This is a genomic window from Psychrobacillus faecigallinarum, assembly GCF_014836595.1.
Classification (GTDB): domain Bacteria; phylum Bacillota; class Bacilli; order Bacillales_A; family Planococcaceae; genus Psychrobacillus; species Psychrobacillus faecigallinarum.
Map to the genome: position 1 here is coordinate 94,418 of NZ_JACSQO010000013.1, position 14,993 is coordinate 109,410.

The window sequence follows — 14,993 nt, forward strand, 5'->3', positions numbered from 1 at the left end:
TATAAAGGTGAATCCAATTTATTGGATTCACCTTTTTTTATACATAAGCAGTATTGCAACGGCCTAATACCACGAAACGCGTCATTTGATAAAAGCAGAATTCATTAATGCTTTATCTTGTATTTATAAATAAAGAAAAATTATGAACTCAATGTATGATAAAATGAAACATTTCCCTTTCACTTTCGTATACAATGACAAGAGAAGAGGTGCATAAGAATGAGAAGAGAACCGATTAACCGAATTTCCGTAAAAGGTTTAAGAGTTTGGAGAATTTATGGCATAATCCAGACCCTAATTGTTTTGTTATTAGGGATAGGGACAGGAGTTATCAACTACTTTACCGGAAATTATATATGGTTATACATAGTGGCAGGAGCAGGAGTATTGCTTGTCGGATATTTATTAATTTACTTATTTCCAAAGGTAAGATGGAGTAGATGGAGATACGAAGTAAGGGATCAGGAAATCGAGCTGCAGCACGGATTGTTTGTAGTAAAGAGAACACTGGTACCAATGGTTAGGGTGCAACATGTAGATACTGAGCAAGGACCAATTTTACGAAAGTATGATTTAGCTTCTATCACAATTTCTACAGCAGCAACAAGTCACACTATCCCCGCGTTAATAACGGAGGAAGCAGATGAATTGCGCGGAAGAATATCAGTGCTTGCAAGGGTGGCGGAAGAAGATGTCTAAAGAAAAGTATAAGCTTCATCCGATTTCAGCCTTGATTAATTTTGTAAAAGTGTTAAAGGAAATGATTCTTCCATTAATCGTTTTATTGGTGGTGAATGGTTTTGGAGACGATTCAAACTTTTGGTCTGGACTTTTCACATATGGAATTTATGCAATAGTACTTTTATTCATGTTAGTGAGTGGAATTATCAAGTGGAAGAGATTCCGCTATTGGTTTGAAGATGGAGAACTCAGAATAGAATATGGACTTTTTGTAAAGAAAAAGCGTTATATCCCTTTTGACCGTATTCAAAGCCTCAACTATACAGAAGGTATTTTCCATAGACCTTTTGGATTGGTTAAGGTAAAAGTAGAAACTGCAGGAGGAGGGCCAACAAAGGAGGCCGACGCTGAGCTCACTGCGATTAGTAAGGAAGCTGCAGAACAAATAAAAAAAGAGATAATGCTGGCTAAAAGTCAAGATACTCCAATTCTAGAAGAGGGAATAGAGATTACAGAAACCATGAAGGAAGAAAAAAAGCCAATCTTTCGTATGTCTACAAAGGAACTGTTGGTTCTAGCAAGTACCTCAGGTGGAGTAGGTGTATTCTTTTCTGGTCTTGCAGTATTTGCATCCCAGTTCTCTGAATTGATACCTTACGAGAGAATTTATAATGAGATTATGATCTTCATTAAATTTGGTGTACTCATGGTAGCGTTAGTTGTTTTCTCTGTTTTACTCGTTGCATGGGCAGTTTCTGTCTTGCTAACTTTCATCAACTATTATGATTTTACAATTAGAATAGAGGATGAGGAGATTATTATTACTAGAGGGCTTCTAGAGAAAAAGAAAATCACCATTCCTTTAACGCGCATACAAGGAATACGCTTAGTAGAAAATCCCCTTCGTCAGCTCACTGGATATGCCACGGTAACTGTAGATAGCGCGGGAGGATCAATGGCAGAAAAAGACGAAACGATTCGTCTGCTTCCATTAATAAAAAAAACAGAAATAAATCCTATTTTAGAAGAGATTTTTCCGGAATTTCAGCTACAGCCTAGCTTTCAAAGAGTTCCAAACAAATCTAGAAAGTTTTTCTATCGCTTAGACTTGCTGTGGATTATACCTATAGCCGCTGCAGTCATTTACTTCTTTTATCCATATGGATTATTATCTCTTCTATTAATACCTGCTAGTTTTGGCTTAGGAGTTTGGCAAAAGAAAACTGCCGGCTTTTATATAGAGGAAACACAGTTAGTCGCTCAATATCGATTATTTAGTAGAGTGACCGTTTGGATGGAAAAGAGACGAATTCAGTCTATGACTGCTCGAACAACATATTTTCAAAAGAAATCAGATGTTGCATCTATAGTGGTGACCATTAAATCTGGAGTTGGAGGGGCAGAAACAGTGATTCCCCACATAGAAAAAGTGGATTCGGAAAAACTATTAAGCTGGTATGAACCAACACGAAAATCTAAAACAATCATAGAAAAAGAACAGTCCGAATAAGGGCTGTTCTTTTCATTTCATCTTATGAGATTTTTTATGATTTACTATACTACTGTATACGGATTTTTCTTTTTCTTCTTCCAAGAGCCAATTCGCTTAGGATGAAAGAAAACCATTCCTAGGACAAAACCAGTGATTAATCCACCAATATGTGCGGTCACACCTACATTCGGCTGTAGGAACGAGAGTATGACACCGATAACGATGATTGGAATAATGATTTGTCTAAGCTGTGGTAACAAGTGCTTCGTGTAATGGACTAATGCCGCAAACGCGCCTAAAATTCCATAGATTGCCCCACTGGCACCAAGACTTGCGTAGTTCCAGTCATGAATCAAATAAGTGGCCACATTTCCGATAAAACCAGAAAGGAAGTAAATTGTTAAAAATCTTGCCTTTCCTGAAAGCTGCTCTAATTCCGGGCCAAATATATATAAAGAGAACATATTAAATAGTAGGTGAGCAAAACCTGAATGCAGGAACATTGGAGTGATCAGTCTCCAATACTCTCCTTCTGCAATGAGGAGGTTGACACCCATTCCAAAATAACGCAAATATATTCCATAAACCGGTATAATAGTTAACAGGAAAATAATAATATTTATAGCCAATAATGTAGATACAACAGGATATAATTTTATGTATTCTTTAAAACTTTCTCTTCTTGAAAACATACTGTCACCTCGGATTTCTTACTATATAGTATATCTTGAAAAGGCCATATTTGAAAGGAAGAACAATTATGATTATCGGTATAGGGTTAGATATAACAGAAATAAAAAAAATAGAGTCCATTTTATTAAAAACCTCTAAATTTATTCCACGAGTTTTAACGAAAAAAGAAATAGAAATAATGGAGACTTTATCATCCTCAAGGCAATTAGAATTTGTAGCAGGGAGATTTGCAGCAAAAGAAGCATTTTCCAAGGCTTTAGGCACTGGAATAGGAAAAAGTTGTAGCTTTCAGGATATAGAAATTTTAAAAGAAAGTAATGGTAAACCTGTACTATATTTTAAGGAAAAGCCTCTAAATGGCTTTGTTTCAATCACTCACACAAAAGATTATGCTGCCGCACAAGTAATTCTTCAATCATAACCGGTCGTCCACCTACATACAATGAACGAAGGCAGTGATAATAGAAAGGGTGGACAAAATTGAAGAGCCTAGTGGCTAAACTGGTAGTTTTATTTGCAATGATCCTGGTACTATCTGCATGTGGAGCTGAATCGAAGGAAGACGTAGTGAAAAAACTAAGTAACAAATGGAGTGACGCAAAAGGATATGAGCTGACCGCAGAAATGAGTATTCTAACGGGTGCAGAACCAAGAGTTTATGATGTAGAAGTTTGGCATACTAAACCTGAGTTTTATCGTGTAAAGGTCTCCGATGCTAACGCAGAAAATACTCAAATGATCGTTCGTAACGCTGAGGGAGTTTTCGTCGTAACACCAGCCCTTAACAAAACTTATAAATTCCAAAGTAAGTGGCCTTCAGAAAATAGCCAAGCTTATCTAATTGGTTCGTTGGCAGAGGATATTAAAAAAGATAAATCTGCTACTTTTAAAGAAGAAGGAGACAAATATGTATTTGAAGCAAAAACAACTAATAATCACAAAAATATGCTTCCTTCTCAAAAAATCTATATAGATAAAAAGACGTTGTTACCAACAGACGTTTCTATATTAAATGAGAACAAAGAAGAGCAGATTCATATTAAGTTTAACAAAGTCTCTCTAGGTAAGGCTCGTGCTGCTGGAGATTATAAAATTGAACAAACACCAGCTGCAATGGAAGAGGGAGAAAAGGTTGAAACGTCTGCTGAGTTAGAAAGCAAGGAGTTCGAAACACATTATCCAGTAGTTAAATGGGAAAACACCCCTCTAGTAGAGGAAAAAGTGATTAAATTAGAAGACCAAAAACGTGTAGTTTTAACTTTTGGTGGAGATAAAGGCTTCACTGTGATTCAAGAATTAAGCGATCCAAATGTATCTTCCTCTATCCCTGTGTTTGCACCTGGAGATCCAGTAGATTTAGGTGTTGCTATTGGAGCAGTAACTGATCATTCCATCAGTTGGGAACAAGATGGTATGTCCTTCTTCATTGCTTCATCTAGCTTAACGAAAGAGGAAATGATCGAGGTTGCAGCATCTATGACAGTTTCTGAATTAAAATGATTATTAGTTGACGACCTCTTCTTCCGAGGAGCATAATTATGATAAAGAATTGGAAGAAGAGGTTCAGCAATGTCACAAAAATTATATAGACCGACTTTTGTAGAAGTTAATTTACAGTCAATACAAACAAATATTGCTCGACTCAAAGAGATGCTGCCTTCTTCAACAGAGGTAATTGCAGTAGTAAAAGCAAACGCTTATGGACATGGCGATATTGAGGTTGCTCGTGCTGCCATTCAAGCAGGTGCATCCATGCTAGCTGTAGCAACTCCAGAGGAAGCTTTGCATTTAAGAGATTTTGATATAAAAGAAGAGATTCTCGTCTTAGGGGCCGTACCAGTTTCCTTTTTACCTGAAGCAAGTGCCCAAAATATTACTTTAACAGCATATTCACTTGACTGGTTTTTTGCCACTAAGGGAAACGAAAAACCAGTTAAAGTGCATATAAAAATTGATAGTGGTATGGGGAGGATTGGTTTTTCAAGTACCCAGGACCTCCTGACAGCTTTAAAGTTTTTAAATGAGGAGCCAAATTCTCTAGAAATAACGGGAGTTTACACACATTTTGCAACTGCAGATGATGTGAATACGGAGTATTTTGAAAAACAAGTGAGTAGGTTTGAAAGCTTTTTAGAAGTATTTAAAGAAAAGCCTAAAATGATTCATACTTCCAATAGCGCCGCTGCTCTACAGCATCCAAGTCAAAGTTGGGATGCCGTTCGCTTTGGGATTTCAATGTATGGAATAGCCCCTTCCCCCTATTTAAATGATCATCTACCTTTCTCTTTGGAGAAATCTCTTTCCTTGCATACAGAAATTGTGCACATCAAAAAGGTTAATAAGGGAGACTCTATTGGTTACGGGGCTGCCTATACAGCGGAAACAGAAGAATGGATTGGCACATTGCCAATCGGGTATGCCGATGGCTTGCTTCGAAAACTCCACACACAAAAAGTATTAGTAGAAGGAAAAAGGGTGCCTATTGTAGGGAAAATTTGTATGGATCAATGTATGATTCGTTTAAATGGACCGGTGGATATAGGAGAGAAAGTTGTTTTACTGGGAAGACAAGGAAATGAGGAAATTAAGGTTGAAGAATGGGCAACTACGCTTCAAACAATTCCATATGAGGTATGCTGTACTCTATCTACTAGAATACCTAGAATTTATCACAAGTAAAATGTCGACAAAACGTAGTTCTTCATGCATAATTTGTCTAACCATTTCTTATTATGTCTTTTATTTCACCTCTAGTAATGGTAAGATGAAGTATATTGTCAGATAGGGAAATGTTTTGTCGGAGGTGTTTGCTGTGGTAAGTGATAAAAAGAAAAAAGAAGCGCTTATAGAGATTCCAATGCAAATGGTTAGTGAGGGAGTGCAAACTTCTAAATCATTAACTGGTAGGGAAAGCGTTGCTCGTGTACATGCAAATGAATATATGAAGAAAGGCCAGGCAAATCTTATAAGAGAAGCGATGATGAAAGGTTATGTTGAGATGTCTCATATTAACTTATCCATATGTATGGAGTGTCTACATGCGGAATATGAAGCCCAACATACGACAGAGCGACTCGTAAGTGGAGGATGAAAACTTGATCGTAAAACGTGGGGACGTTTTTTTTGCAGATTTATCACCAGTAGTCGGGTCTGAACAAGGTGGAACTAGACCCGTACTGGTGATACAAAATGATATCGGAAATCGGTTTAGTCCGACTGTAATTGTGGCAGCAATTACCGCTCAGATACAAAAAGCGAAATTGCCGACACATGTAGAAATCAATGCAAAAGAGTATGATTTTGAACGTGATTCAGTTATATTATTAGAACAGTTACGAACTATTGATAAGTCAAGGCTTACGGATAAAATCACACACTTAGACGAAGATGTGATGGAAGAAGTCGATCATGCACTAGGCATCAGCTTAGGAATCGTAAAATTTTAAATACATAGACAAAACGCAATGTGTAGCCGACAAATACGCATTGTGTTTTTTTGTTTCTAGATTTATTCCATTTATTCTTCATCTAAATATTTTAATCCATTTAATGTTAAATGGATTTCCCCAAAATATATGTTACTGTATTCTGCATAACGGGTAGAATCATTGTTGAAGATATAATAGTGTTTCTCTATCAACTAAATGTGAAAAAGAATCTTTCGGAAATTATAAAAGATGTAAATTTCTTTAAGATTCGTTACAATATAATTACCATTAATTTTGTGAGGAGTTGGGTATACCCAAATGAACAAACAAATAGCTACGTACATTCACGATGACATCGATGAAATATTAGAAAAATGGAAAGAGAAAATGGAAGATGAAAAAGACGATCGTTTTTTTCAAATAATGTCAGAACAAGTAATTGATCATACTGCTCGTGAATTTGGGGAGTTAATGATTTCAAGTCTTACAGAGGATCATGAAACTTATACTGGAAAGCTAAATGACTTTTCTGTTCAAATTGTTCGTTACGGCTGGTCCATATCCTTTGTGTTAAAAGCATTAAATAACTTTACAGAGGTTATTTACGAAAATATGGAAATTGCAGGACACTTAAATGAAAGTAATTACAAATCTTACCGTACTATTTTAAATAACTGGTTAACACCTGTTACTCATACGATCGTTGAAGCCTACGCGAAAGTATGGGAAAAGACAGTGAATCTACAAAAAATTGCTTTACAAGAGCTTTCAGCATCCCTTATCCCTGTTTTTGAGAAAATATCTGTAATGCCTTTAGTCGGAACAATTGACACGGAACGTGCAAAGCTTATAATGGAAAACTTACTGCAAGGTGTAGTGAAACACCGTGCAGAGGTTGTATTGTTAGATATAACTGGAGTTCCTGTAGTTGATACAATGGTCGCTCATCATATTATTCAAGCAGCTGATGCAGTTCGCCTTGTTGGAGCTAAATGTTTCTTAGTAGGTATTCGTCCAGAAATTGCACAAACAATCGTTACACTTGGCATTAATCTTAATGACTTTACGACAACTAGTACGTTACAACGTGGAGTTGAACAGGCGTTAGCACTAACAAATCGAGCGATAGTAGAGGTGAACTCATAATGATGACGAGAATTCCAATCTTAAAGTTAAGAGATTGTTTAATTGTATCTATTCAATGGGAACTGGACGATCAGACAGCATTAGCATTTCAAGAGGATTTATTGGACAAGCTTCATACCACTGCTGCTAGAGGAGTAGTTTTGGATTTAACGCCAATAGACTTTATTGATTCGTTTATCGCTAAAGTTTTAGGAGACGTTATCAATATGTCAGGCTTAATGGGAGCTAAGGTAGTAATAACAGGAATACAGCCAGCTGTTGCTATAACATTAATTGAGCTAGGAATAAGACTTGAAAATGTAGCAACAGCTTTAGACCTAGAAAATGGATTGGAAAAACTTGAACGAGAATTGGAGGACTAATCCATTATGAATATGAAGTCTTCTGTTGACATAATAAGTGAGTGGGATATAGTTGCTGCTAGGCAGCTTGGAAGAAACGAAGCAAAAGATGCTGGTTTTGGCACAGTAGACCAAGCTAGAATTACAACTGCTATTAGCGAGCTCGCTAGAAATATATATTTATATGCAGGAAAAGGTAATATAGAAATAAAACAGATTGTAGAAGGAAATCTCAAAGGCATTTTGGTTATAGCTTCTGACGAAGGGCCAGGTATTTCTGATGTCCGTAAAGTAATGGAAGACGGATATACTACATCTGGAGGCCTAGGAGCAGGATTGCCAGGGGTAAAGCGTCTAATGGACGACTTTAAAATTGAGACTGTAGTCGGAGATGGTACAACAATCATTGCCACAAAGTGGTTGAGATAGGGGGTAAAATAAGTGCCTCAAGAGTTTAAAAAGCAGTATAAGGAAATTTTAAAACAGTATACATTAAGTCAAACAGAGCATAATTTATATGAAGGTCAAAACGTTAGTAGACAGCTTATTCAAAAAAGCATCTCTCCGGAGGAAGTTATTAGTATACATAAAGCCTCTCTTGAAGAGATTATACCAGGCTTACCGGAGGAAGTTTTACACTCGTTTGATTTTTTAATTGAAGTGATGATTAGATATGGCTTAGCTTTAAAAGAGCACCAAACCCTAATTGAGAAACAACAAAATTTTAAAATGGAAATGGATTTGGCTACAAATGTCCAACAAACATTGCTAAAAACTAAAATTCCAAATATGAATGGCTTGGACATTGGGATTATTTCTGTTCCTGCTAAAGAGATGAACGGGGATTACACTCACTTTTTGAGTAACGAGAATGCAATAGGAATCGCTGTTGCTGATGTTATCGGAAAAGGGATACCAGCGGCTCTATGCATGTCCATGATTAAATATGGAATGGATAGTTTAGATGGTCCAGAAACAGATCCTGTCGTAGTATTGGATATTATTAACCGAATTGTTGAGAAAAGTGTTAGCGATTCAATGTTTATATCCATGTTTTATGGCACATATGATTCAGCTTTAAGTGAATTCACTTATGCTTCAGCTGGGCACGAGCCACCTCTTTTTTATTGTGCTAAATCAGGCGAGTTTAAAGAACTTCAGGCAAAAGGTCTGTTGCTAGGGGTTATTCCTAATGTAAGATATGAGCAACATTCAATAGTTCTTGAAAAAGATGACTTTATCGTGATGATGACTGACGGAGTAACCGAATGTCGTTCAAAGGAAGGCTTTATCGACCAAAAAATAATCCTGAGTATTATAGAAAGCGTTAAGGATAAACCAGCTCAAGAAATGGTTGAGTATGTATTCCATAAGCTAGAAGAATTGCAGGAATTTGAACAGCGTGATGATTTTACTCTTGTCATTTTCAAAAAATCACTGTGAACATGTTTAGCGTTGGCTCAAACGTGGTATAGATACACTATATATAGCGAAAACGGGGGATAATTGATAATGAATATATCAGTAGAATTATACGAAGAAGATAAACGCGTCAAAGGAATTATAAAAGGTGAAATTGATGCTTTTACAGCACCTCTTTTAAGAGAAAAGCTATCAGAAATTAATTTAAAGGAAAACTTACGTGTAGAGTTAGACTTAACAGACGTAACTTACATGGATAGTACTGGTTTAGGCGTATTCGTAGGATTTTATAAAAGTGCTAAAGAGTCCAACGTTCACATGGAATTAACAGGGCTATCATCTCGACTAAAACGATTGTTCGACATAACCGGTTTAGGAGATATCATGGACATCCAAGCGAGCGAAGAGGTGAAAATAGATGAAACCGTTTGATTATGTTGAGATTCGTTTACCAGCAAAGCCTCAATATGTTAGTGTAGCACGTCTTACAATTTCTGGATTAGCGAATCGTATGGGCTTTTCTTATGATGATATTGAAGATTTAAAAATTGCAACAAGTGAAGCAATTACTAACGCAGTTCAACATGCTTACACAGAGGATGAGGATGGCGAAGTAGTAATTGGCTGCGCTTTATATAATGACAAAATAGAAATTATGATTGCTGACCATGGGAAAAGTTTTAATTTTGAGGAAACAAAAGCGCAAGTGGGACCTTACCATGATTTGGAGGAGGGATCGTTCTTACGTGAAGGTGGCCTTGGCCTATATCTAATTGAAACTTTAATGGATGAGGTGAAGGTCCATCACCAAGAGGGTGTAACTGTATTTATGACGAAGCATGTCGGAGTAAAGCAGGTGGATGAAAATGTCGAACACATCTCTTCCTAAGGAGTCAAAAGAACAGATTCTAGAATGGATAAAAGAATATCAAAGCACAGAAAGCGAAGAGGCTCAAACCAATCTAGTATTAAACTACGAGCGTTTGGTTGAGTCTATTGCCCGTAAATATTCTAATGGTAAATCTCATCATGAGGATATAGTACAAGTAGGTATGCTGGGCCTTCTAGGAGCTATTAGAAGATATGATCCTTCATTCGGTAAGAACTTTGAGGCTTTTGCTATCCCAACTATAATTGGGGAGATTAAGCGGTTTCTAAGAGACAAAACATGGGCAGTACATGTACCAAGAAGAATTAAAGAATTAGGTCCGCGTATAAGATCAGCTGTTGAAGTGTTAACAACAGAATTTCAAAGATCTCCACTTGTGCCAGAAATCGCGGATTATCTTGATGTAGAGGTAGAGGATGTATTAGAGGCGATGGAGATGGGGAAAAGTTATCAAGCCTTATCTATGGACCATTCTTTAGAATCGGATGCAGATGGAAGTACTATTACATTATTTGATGTGATTGGCCAAACCGATGGAGAATTTGAAAAAACAGACCAGCGCTTACTTGTAGCCGAAGCTTTCAATGTTTTATCTGAAAGAGAAAAAGAAATTATTAAACTTACATACATGGAGCAACTGAGTCAGAAGGAAGCTGGAGATCGTCTTGGCATCTCTCAAATGCATGTATCACGAATACAACGTAAGGCAATAAAAAAATTGCAAGAGGCAATATTATCGTCAGGTGGTTTAGTAAATTGATAAATTACTCAGATGAAAAAGTTGAGTTGCTAGTATTTCAGGAAGCAAAATCAGGAAACGCAGAATCTGGAGATACATACTATGTATCAAAGCATGAGGACTTTATGCTCTGTGCCATTGCTGATGGACTAGGTAACGGTCCTGTAGCAAAGGAATCTGCAGATGTTATACCTGCAATTTTAGAACAATACCCTGAGGAGACGCTGGATAATTTATTGTTGAAATGCAATGAGTTGATGGTTCAAAAACGAGGAGCAGCGGTTGCTCTTGTGAAAGTAGATTACAAAACACAAACTATCTCATATAGCTGTGTTGGCAATATCAAATTTTACATGTACCAGAGAGCAACAGGAAAGATGATATATCCTTTGCCAGTGATGGGCTACCTATCTGGAAGAAAGCAAAAAATTAATACCCAAACGTATGCCTGCGCAAAAGATGACCTATTTCTTCTTCACTCAGATGGAGTAGTGATGAATAGCCCGAAATCTACTATTAAGGAATCTGGCTCTGCAAAATGTTTGTACGAAACTGTATATAAGGAAATAGAGCATGGTGATGATGCCACGTTTATTGTAGGAAGCTTACTCTCATAATAGAAGGGTAAGTTTTTTTACTGTCTTCATTTAGGGGTAAGCGCTAAATATGTTAAAATAAAGGGTATATGGAAAGGGTGAATTTGTGTTGGAACTAAAGAAAATGCTTCAGCTTGTTTCTAAAGAAACTGGCATAAAAACTACGCAAGCCGAACAAGTAATAAAACTTTTAGAAGAAGGAAACACCGTTCCTTTTATAGCTCGTTATCGTAAAGAACAAACAGGATCTTTAGATGAGGTCCAAATAAAAGCAGTAGAAGATCGGTATCAATATATACAACAGCTTGAACAACGCAAAGAGGAAGTACTGCGTTTAATAGATGAACAAGGAAAGCTGACGGAAGAGCTTACTACTTCCATTCAAAATGCTACGGTGCTTCAGCGAGTAGAGGATTTATATCGACCTTATAAACAAAAGCGAAGAACAAAGGCGACAGTAGCGAAGGAGAAAGGGCTTGAACCTTTAGCAGATGAACTATTAACCTTCCCTAAAGCATCTATCTATGATTTAGCACAAGCCTATATTAATGAAGAGCTAGAAGTATTGACGACGGAGGATGCACTCCAAGGGGCTCGTGACATTCTCGCAGAACAATTTGCTGATGATGCGAAAATACGCGAACAGATTCGAAATCTATCCCGTATGGACGGGAAAATTGTTACTGCGCTAAAGAAAGCAGAGCTTGATGAAAAAAATGTCTATGAAATGTACTATGAATATGATGAACCAGTGAAGAAAATTGTGCCTCACCGTATTCTTGCATTGAATCGTGGAGAAAAAGAGGATGTATTAAAAGTTGGTCTCCAGGTACCACTTGAAAAGATTTTAAGAGTAATGGAAACTCAATGGATTCCTAATAATATATCTAGCAGTGCTACAGAGCAGGTAAAGCAAGCAATCGAGGATTCCTATAAACGGTTAATACAGCCTTCAGTAGAAAGAGAAATCAGAGCAGAACTTACTGAAAAAGCAGAAACACAAGCTATTCATATTTTCTCTGAGAATCTACGAAACTTATTGCTTCAGCCTCCGTTAAAGGGGAAAGTTGTTCTAGGAGTGGATCCTGCATACCGGACAGGTTGCAAACTAGCAGTTGTAGACGATACAGGTAAATTACTAGAGGTATCGGCTATTTATCCACATGCACCAAAAATGGATGTGGAAGGCTCGAAAAGAAAGGTACTTTCTTATCTTAAAAAATATCCAATTACTTTAATTGCAATAGGAAATGGTACAGCTTCTCGTGAAACAGAGCAATTTATAGTAGATTGCCTGAAAGAAGTAGAGGGTGAAGTAGCATATGTTATTGTCAACGAAGCAGGTGCTTCTGTTTATTCAGCTTCCGAAACAGCGCGAAATGAGTTTCCAGACCTTCAAGTGGAGCAACGAAGTGCAGTCTCTATTGCCAGAAGACTTCAAGATCCTTTAGCGGAGTTAGTAAAAATAGATCCAAAGGCAGTAGGGGTAGGGCAATACCAGCATGATGTTTCACAAAAAAAACTCTCGGAATCACTTTCTTTTATAGTAGAAACTGCTGTTAACCAGGTAGGGGTCAATGTAAACACAGCGTCAGCCTCCTTACTGCAATATGTTTCTGGTCTTTCTAAAACGGTTGCTGAAAATGTGGTGAATATGCGCAATGAACAAGGGCGCTTTACTTCAAGAGCTCAGCTTAAAAAAATTCCGCGTCTTGGAGCCAAAACATATGAGCAGGCAATTGGTTTCCTGCGTGTACCAGATGCAAAAAATCCTTTTGATGCAACAGGAATTCACCCAGAAAGCTATAAGGCAGCTGAACAGGTCCTAGAAATTGTAGGATTGAAGAAAGGCCAAATAGGTTCTAAGGTAGCAGAAGAAGCATTAAATAACATTTCTATAGAAGAAACTAGTAAGGAATTAGGAATCGGCGAAATTACTTTGAAGGATATTTTAGATGCACTTATTAAGCCTGCACGTGATCCACGCGAAGCTTTCCCACAGCCTATACTAAAGAAAGATGTCTTGAAGTTAGAGGATTTAAAGGCTGGAATGGAGCTTCAAGGAACTGTTCGTAACGTAGTAGACTTTGGAGCCTTTGTAGATATTGGTGTTAAACAGGACGGACTTGTACATATATCCAAGCTTAAAAAAGGATTTGTAAAACATCCCCTAGATGTAGTTTCCCTTGGAGATATCGTTACAGTTTGGGTAGAACAGTTCGATGCTAACAAAGGTAGAATCGCATTAACTATGCTTCCGCCGGAACAACAAGTGTAATAATAAGAGTGTCCAATGATAGAATCATTGGACAAACTCTTTTATTTAGGAGAGGTAATATGACAGATGAACAATTGAGTGAATTAGTAAGTAAAATCTCAAAAGAGATTTTTGGGAAAGAATTTCGACATAAAGCCTGTTTTAATAAAAGACTCCGCAGTACTGGAGGCAGGTATATGTTAAGAACTCATATAATTGAAATAAATCCTCTTGTTCTAGAAAAGCATGGAATGAAAGAATTAATAGGAGTGATCAAGCATGAGTTATGTCATTATCATTTACATATAGAAGCAAAAGGCTACAAACATCGAGATGCAGATTTTCGCCAGCTTCTAAAACAAACAGATTCCCCCAGATTTTGTTCCACTTTAGTAGAGCCTAAAAGGCAACCACGTACTAAAGTTTACATGTATAAATGCTCAAAATGTGGGTTGTTATATAGACGGAAAATTCGAGTAAATACTCACAAATTCAAGTGTGGCAAGTGTTTTGGCGACTTAGTTTTAAGCTCTTCAAAAAAAATATAAGAAATTTGATGAAAAGTGTTGACGTTTGTCCAAACCCTCTCTATAATAGAAAAAGTCGAGTAAAACAAAACGACAAAAATTATTCCGAAGTAGCTCAGTGGTAGAGCAATCGGCTGTTAACCGATCGGTCGTAGGTTCGAGTCCTACCTTCGGAGCCATATAACTTACATAGGCCCCTTGGTCAAGCGGTTAAGACACCGCCCTTTCACGGCGGTAACACGGGTTCGAATCCCGTAGGGGTCACCATTTAAATTTAATAAAACATACATAGGTCCCGTGGTGTAGCGGTTAACATGCCTGCCTGTCACGCAGGAGATCGCCGGTTCGATCCCGGTCGGGACCGCCATGTTGGGGTATAGCCAAGCGGTAAGGCAACGGATTTTGATTCCGTCATGCCCTGGTTCGAATCCAGGTACCCCAGCCATTTCGTTTCGTGAGCCATTAGCTCAGTTGGTAGAGCATCTGACTTTTAATCAGAGGGTCGAAGGTTCGAGTCCTTCATGGCTCATCATTATTACAATAATTGTTGACAGACTCTTGCGAGTGAGTTATAATAGAGTTCGTCCCATTTTATAACTAAGCGGTCGTGGCGGAACGGCAGACGCGCTAGGTTGAGGGCCTAGTGGGGGATAACCCCGTGGAGGTTCAAGTCCTCTCGGCCGCACCAAGCAATGTCTCTTACTAAGCGCCCGTAGCTCAATTGGATAGAGCGTCTGACTACGGATCAGAAGGTTGTGGGTTCGACTCCTGCCGGGCGCGCC

General features: G+C 37.7%; 18 protein-coding genes and 7 tRNA genes. 24 read left to right on the forward strand and 1 reads right to left on the reverse strand.

Annotated elements, in window-relative coordinates; translation table 11 throughout:
- Positions 1 to 219: 219 nt before the first annotated feature.
- A complete protein-coding gene (locus H9650_RS18745) occupies positions 220 to 699 on the forward strand; it encodes a PH domain-containing protein (RefSeq protein WP_191697906.1) in 480 nt (159 codons plus the stop codon).
- A complete protein-coding gene (locus H9650_RS18750; RefSeq protein WP_191697907.1) occupies positions 692 to 2,191 on the forward strand; it encodes a PH domain-containing protein in 1,500 nt (499 codons plus the stop codon). The genes H9650_RS18745 and H9650_RS18750 overlap by 8 nt, the downstream gene beginning before the upstream one ends.
- Before the next feature lie 44 nt (positions 2,192 to 2,235).
- On the opposite strand, the gene H9650_RS18755 is transcribed toward H9650_RS18750, so the two are convergent.
- Positions 2,236 to 2,865, reverse strand: coding sequence for a rhomboid family intramembrane serine protease (locus H9650_RS18755; RefSeq protein WP_144539603.1), 630 nt, complete (start codon positions 2,863 to 2,865; stop codon positions 2,236 to 2,238).
- Positions 2,866 to 2,933: 68 nt separating this feature from the next.
- On the opposite strand from H9650_RS18755, the gene acpS reads away from it, so the two are divergent.
- The 22 genes from acpS to H9650_RS18865 all read left to right on the forward strand — a co-directional run bounded on the left by acpS (position 2,934) and on the right by H9650_RS18865 (position 14,991).
- Positions 2,934 to 3,287 carry a holo-ACP synthase gene (acpS, locus tag H9650_RS18760; RefSeq protein ID WP_144539605.1) on the forward strand — a complete coding sequence of 118 codons (354 nt, stop codon included), beginning with the start codon at positions 2,934 to 2,936 and terminating at the stop codon, positions 3,285 to 3,287.
- Positions 3,288 to 3,346: 59 nt separating this feature from the next.
- The gene (locus tag H9650_RS18765; protein ID WP_225216165.1) at positions 3,347 to 4,366 is read left to right on the forward strand and encodes a LolA family protein; all 1,020 of its coding nucleotides are present in this window, start codon (positions 3,347 to 3,349) and stop codon (positions 4,364 to 4,366) included.
- Between the two features lie 69 nt (positions 4,367 to 4,435).
- Complete coding sequence (gene alr / locus H9650_RS18770) at positions 4,436 to 5,545, forward strand: alanine racemase (protein WP_144539609.1); 1,110 nt, start codon at positions 4,436 to 4,438, stop codon at positions 5,543 to 5,545.
- 133 nt (positions 5,546 to 5,678) lie between these two features.
- The gene (locus H9650_RS18775; RefSeq protein WP_225321630.1) at positions 5,679 to 5,957 is read left to right on the forward strand and encodes a transcriptional regulator; all 279 of its coding nucleotides are present in this window, start codon (positions 5,679 to 5,681) and stop codon (positions 5,955 to 5,957) included.
- Between the two features lie 4 nt (positions 5,958 to 5,961).
- Positions 5,962 to 6,312, forward strand: a complete 351-nt coding sequence (locus H9650_RS18780; protein WP_144539613.1) for a type II toxin-antitoxin system PemK/MazF family toxin — start codon at positions 5,962 to 5,964, stop codon at positions 6,310 to 6,312.
- A gap of 300 nt (positions 6,313 to 6,612) precedes the next feature.
- Complete coding sequence (locus H9650_RS18785) at positions 6,613 to 7,440, forward strand: STAS domain-containing protein (protein WP_151112498.1); 828 nt, start codon at positions 6,613 to 6,615, stop codon at positions 7,438 to 7,440.
- Positions 7,440 to 7,802, forward strand: a complete 363-nt coding sequence (locus H9650_RS18790) for an STAS domain-containing protein (RefSeq protein ID WP_144539618.1) — start codon at positions 7,440 to 7,442, stop codon at positions 7,800 to 7,802. The genes H9650_RS18785 and H9650_RS18790 overlap by 1 nt, the downstream gene beginning before the upstream one ends.
- Before the next feature lie 6 nt (positions 7,803 to 7,808).
- Positions 7,809 to 8,210: an anti-sigma regulatory factor gene (locus tag H9650_RS18795; protein ID WP_144539620.1), complete on the forward strand. Its 402-nt coding sequence runs from the start codon at positions 7,809 to 7,811 to the stop codon at positions 8,208 to 8,210.
- Positions 8,211 to 8,222: 12 nt separating this feature from the next.
- The gene (locus tag H9650_RS18800; RefSeq protein ID WP_144539622.1) at positions 8,223 to 9,224 is read left to right on the forward strand and encodes a PP2C family protein-serine/threonine phosphatase; all 1,002 of its coding nucleotides are present in this window, start codon (positions 8,223 to 8,225) and stop codon (positions 9,222 to 9,224) included.
- 69 nt (positions 9,225 to 9,293) lie between these two features.
- Complete coding sequence (locus H9650_RS18805) at positions 9,294 to 9,635, forward strand: STAS domain-containing protein (protein ID WP_144539624.1); 342 nt, start codon at positions 9,294 to 9,296, stop codon at positions 9,633 to 9,635.
- Positions 9,622 to 10,092, forward strand: a complete 471-nt coding sequence (gene rsbW, locus H9650_RS18810) for an anti-sigma B factor RsbW (RefSeq protein WP_144539626.1) — start codon at positions 9,622 to 9,624, stop codon at positions 10,090 to 10,092. Before H9650_RS18805 ends, rsbW begins: the two co-directional genes overlap by 14 nt.
- Positions 10,070 to 10,852 carry an RNA polymerase sigma factor SigB gene (sigB, locus tag H9650_RS18815; protein ID WP_144539628.1) on the forward strand — a complete coding sequence of 261 codons (783 nt, stop codon included), beginning with the start codon at positions 10,070 to 10,072 and terminating at the stop codon, positions 10,850 to 10,852. The genes rsbW and sigB overlap by 23 nt, the downstream gene beginning before the upstream one ends.
- Positions 10,849 to 11,448: a PP2C family serine/threonine-protein phosphatase gene (locus tag H9650_RS18820; RefSeq protein ID WP_225216166.1), complete on the forward strand. Its 600-nt coding sequence runs from the start codon at positions 10,849 to 10,851 to the stop codon at positions 11,446 to 11,448. The genes sigB and H9650_RS18820 overlap by 4 nt, the downstream gene beginning before the upstream one ends.
- Positions 11,449 to 11,536: 88 nt before the next feature.
- The gene (locus H9650_RS18825; protein WP_151112500.1) at positions 11,537 to 13,705 is read left to right on the forward strand and encodes a Tex family protein; all 2,169 of its coding nucleotides are present in this window, start codon (positions 11,537 to 11,539) and stop codon (positions 13,703 to 13,705) included.
- A 59-nt stretch (positions 13,706 to 13,764) separates the two neighbouring features.
- Positions 13,765 to 14,232 (forward strand): SprT family protein, encoded by a 468-nt coding sequence (locus H9650_RS18830; protein WP_151112502.1) that lies wholly within the window; start codon positions 13,765 to 13,767, stop codon positions 14,230 to 14,232.
- An 83-nt stretch (positions 14,233 to 14,315) separates the two neighbouring features.
- Positions 14,316 to 14,390, forward strand: a tRNA-Asn gene (locus H9650_RS18835).
- A 13-nt stretch (positions 14,391 to 14,403) separates the two neighbouring features.
- Positions 14,404 to 14,478 (forward strand) — tRNA-Glu (locus H9650_RS18840).
- Between the two features lie 24 nt (positions 14,479 to 14,502).
- Positions 14,503 to 14,578: transfer RNA gene (locus tag H9650_RS18845), tRNA-Asp, on the forward strand.
- A gap of 3 nt (positions 14,579 to 14,581) precedes the next feature.
- Positions 14,582 to 14,656 (forward strand) — tRNA-Gln (locus H9650_RS18850).
- A gap of 11 nt (positions 14,657 to 14,667) precedes the next feature.
- Positions 14,668 to 14,740, forward strand: a tRNA-Lys gene (locus tag H9650_RS18855).
- Between the two features lie 72 nt (positions 14,741 to 14,812).
- Positions 14,813 to 14,899 (forward strand) — tRNA-Leu (locus H9650_RS18860).
- A gap of 18 nt (positions 14,900 to 14,917) precedes the next feature.
- Positions 14,918 to 14,991 (forward strand) — tRNA-Arg (locus H9650_RS18865).
- Positions 14,992 to 14,993: the final 2 nt, after the last annotated feature.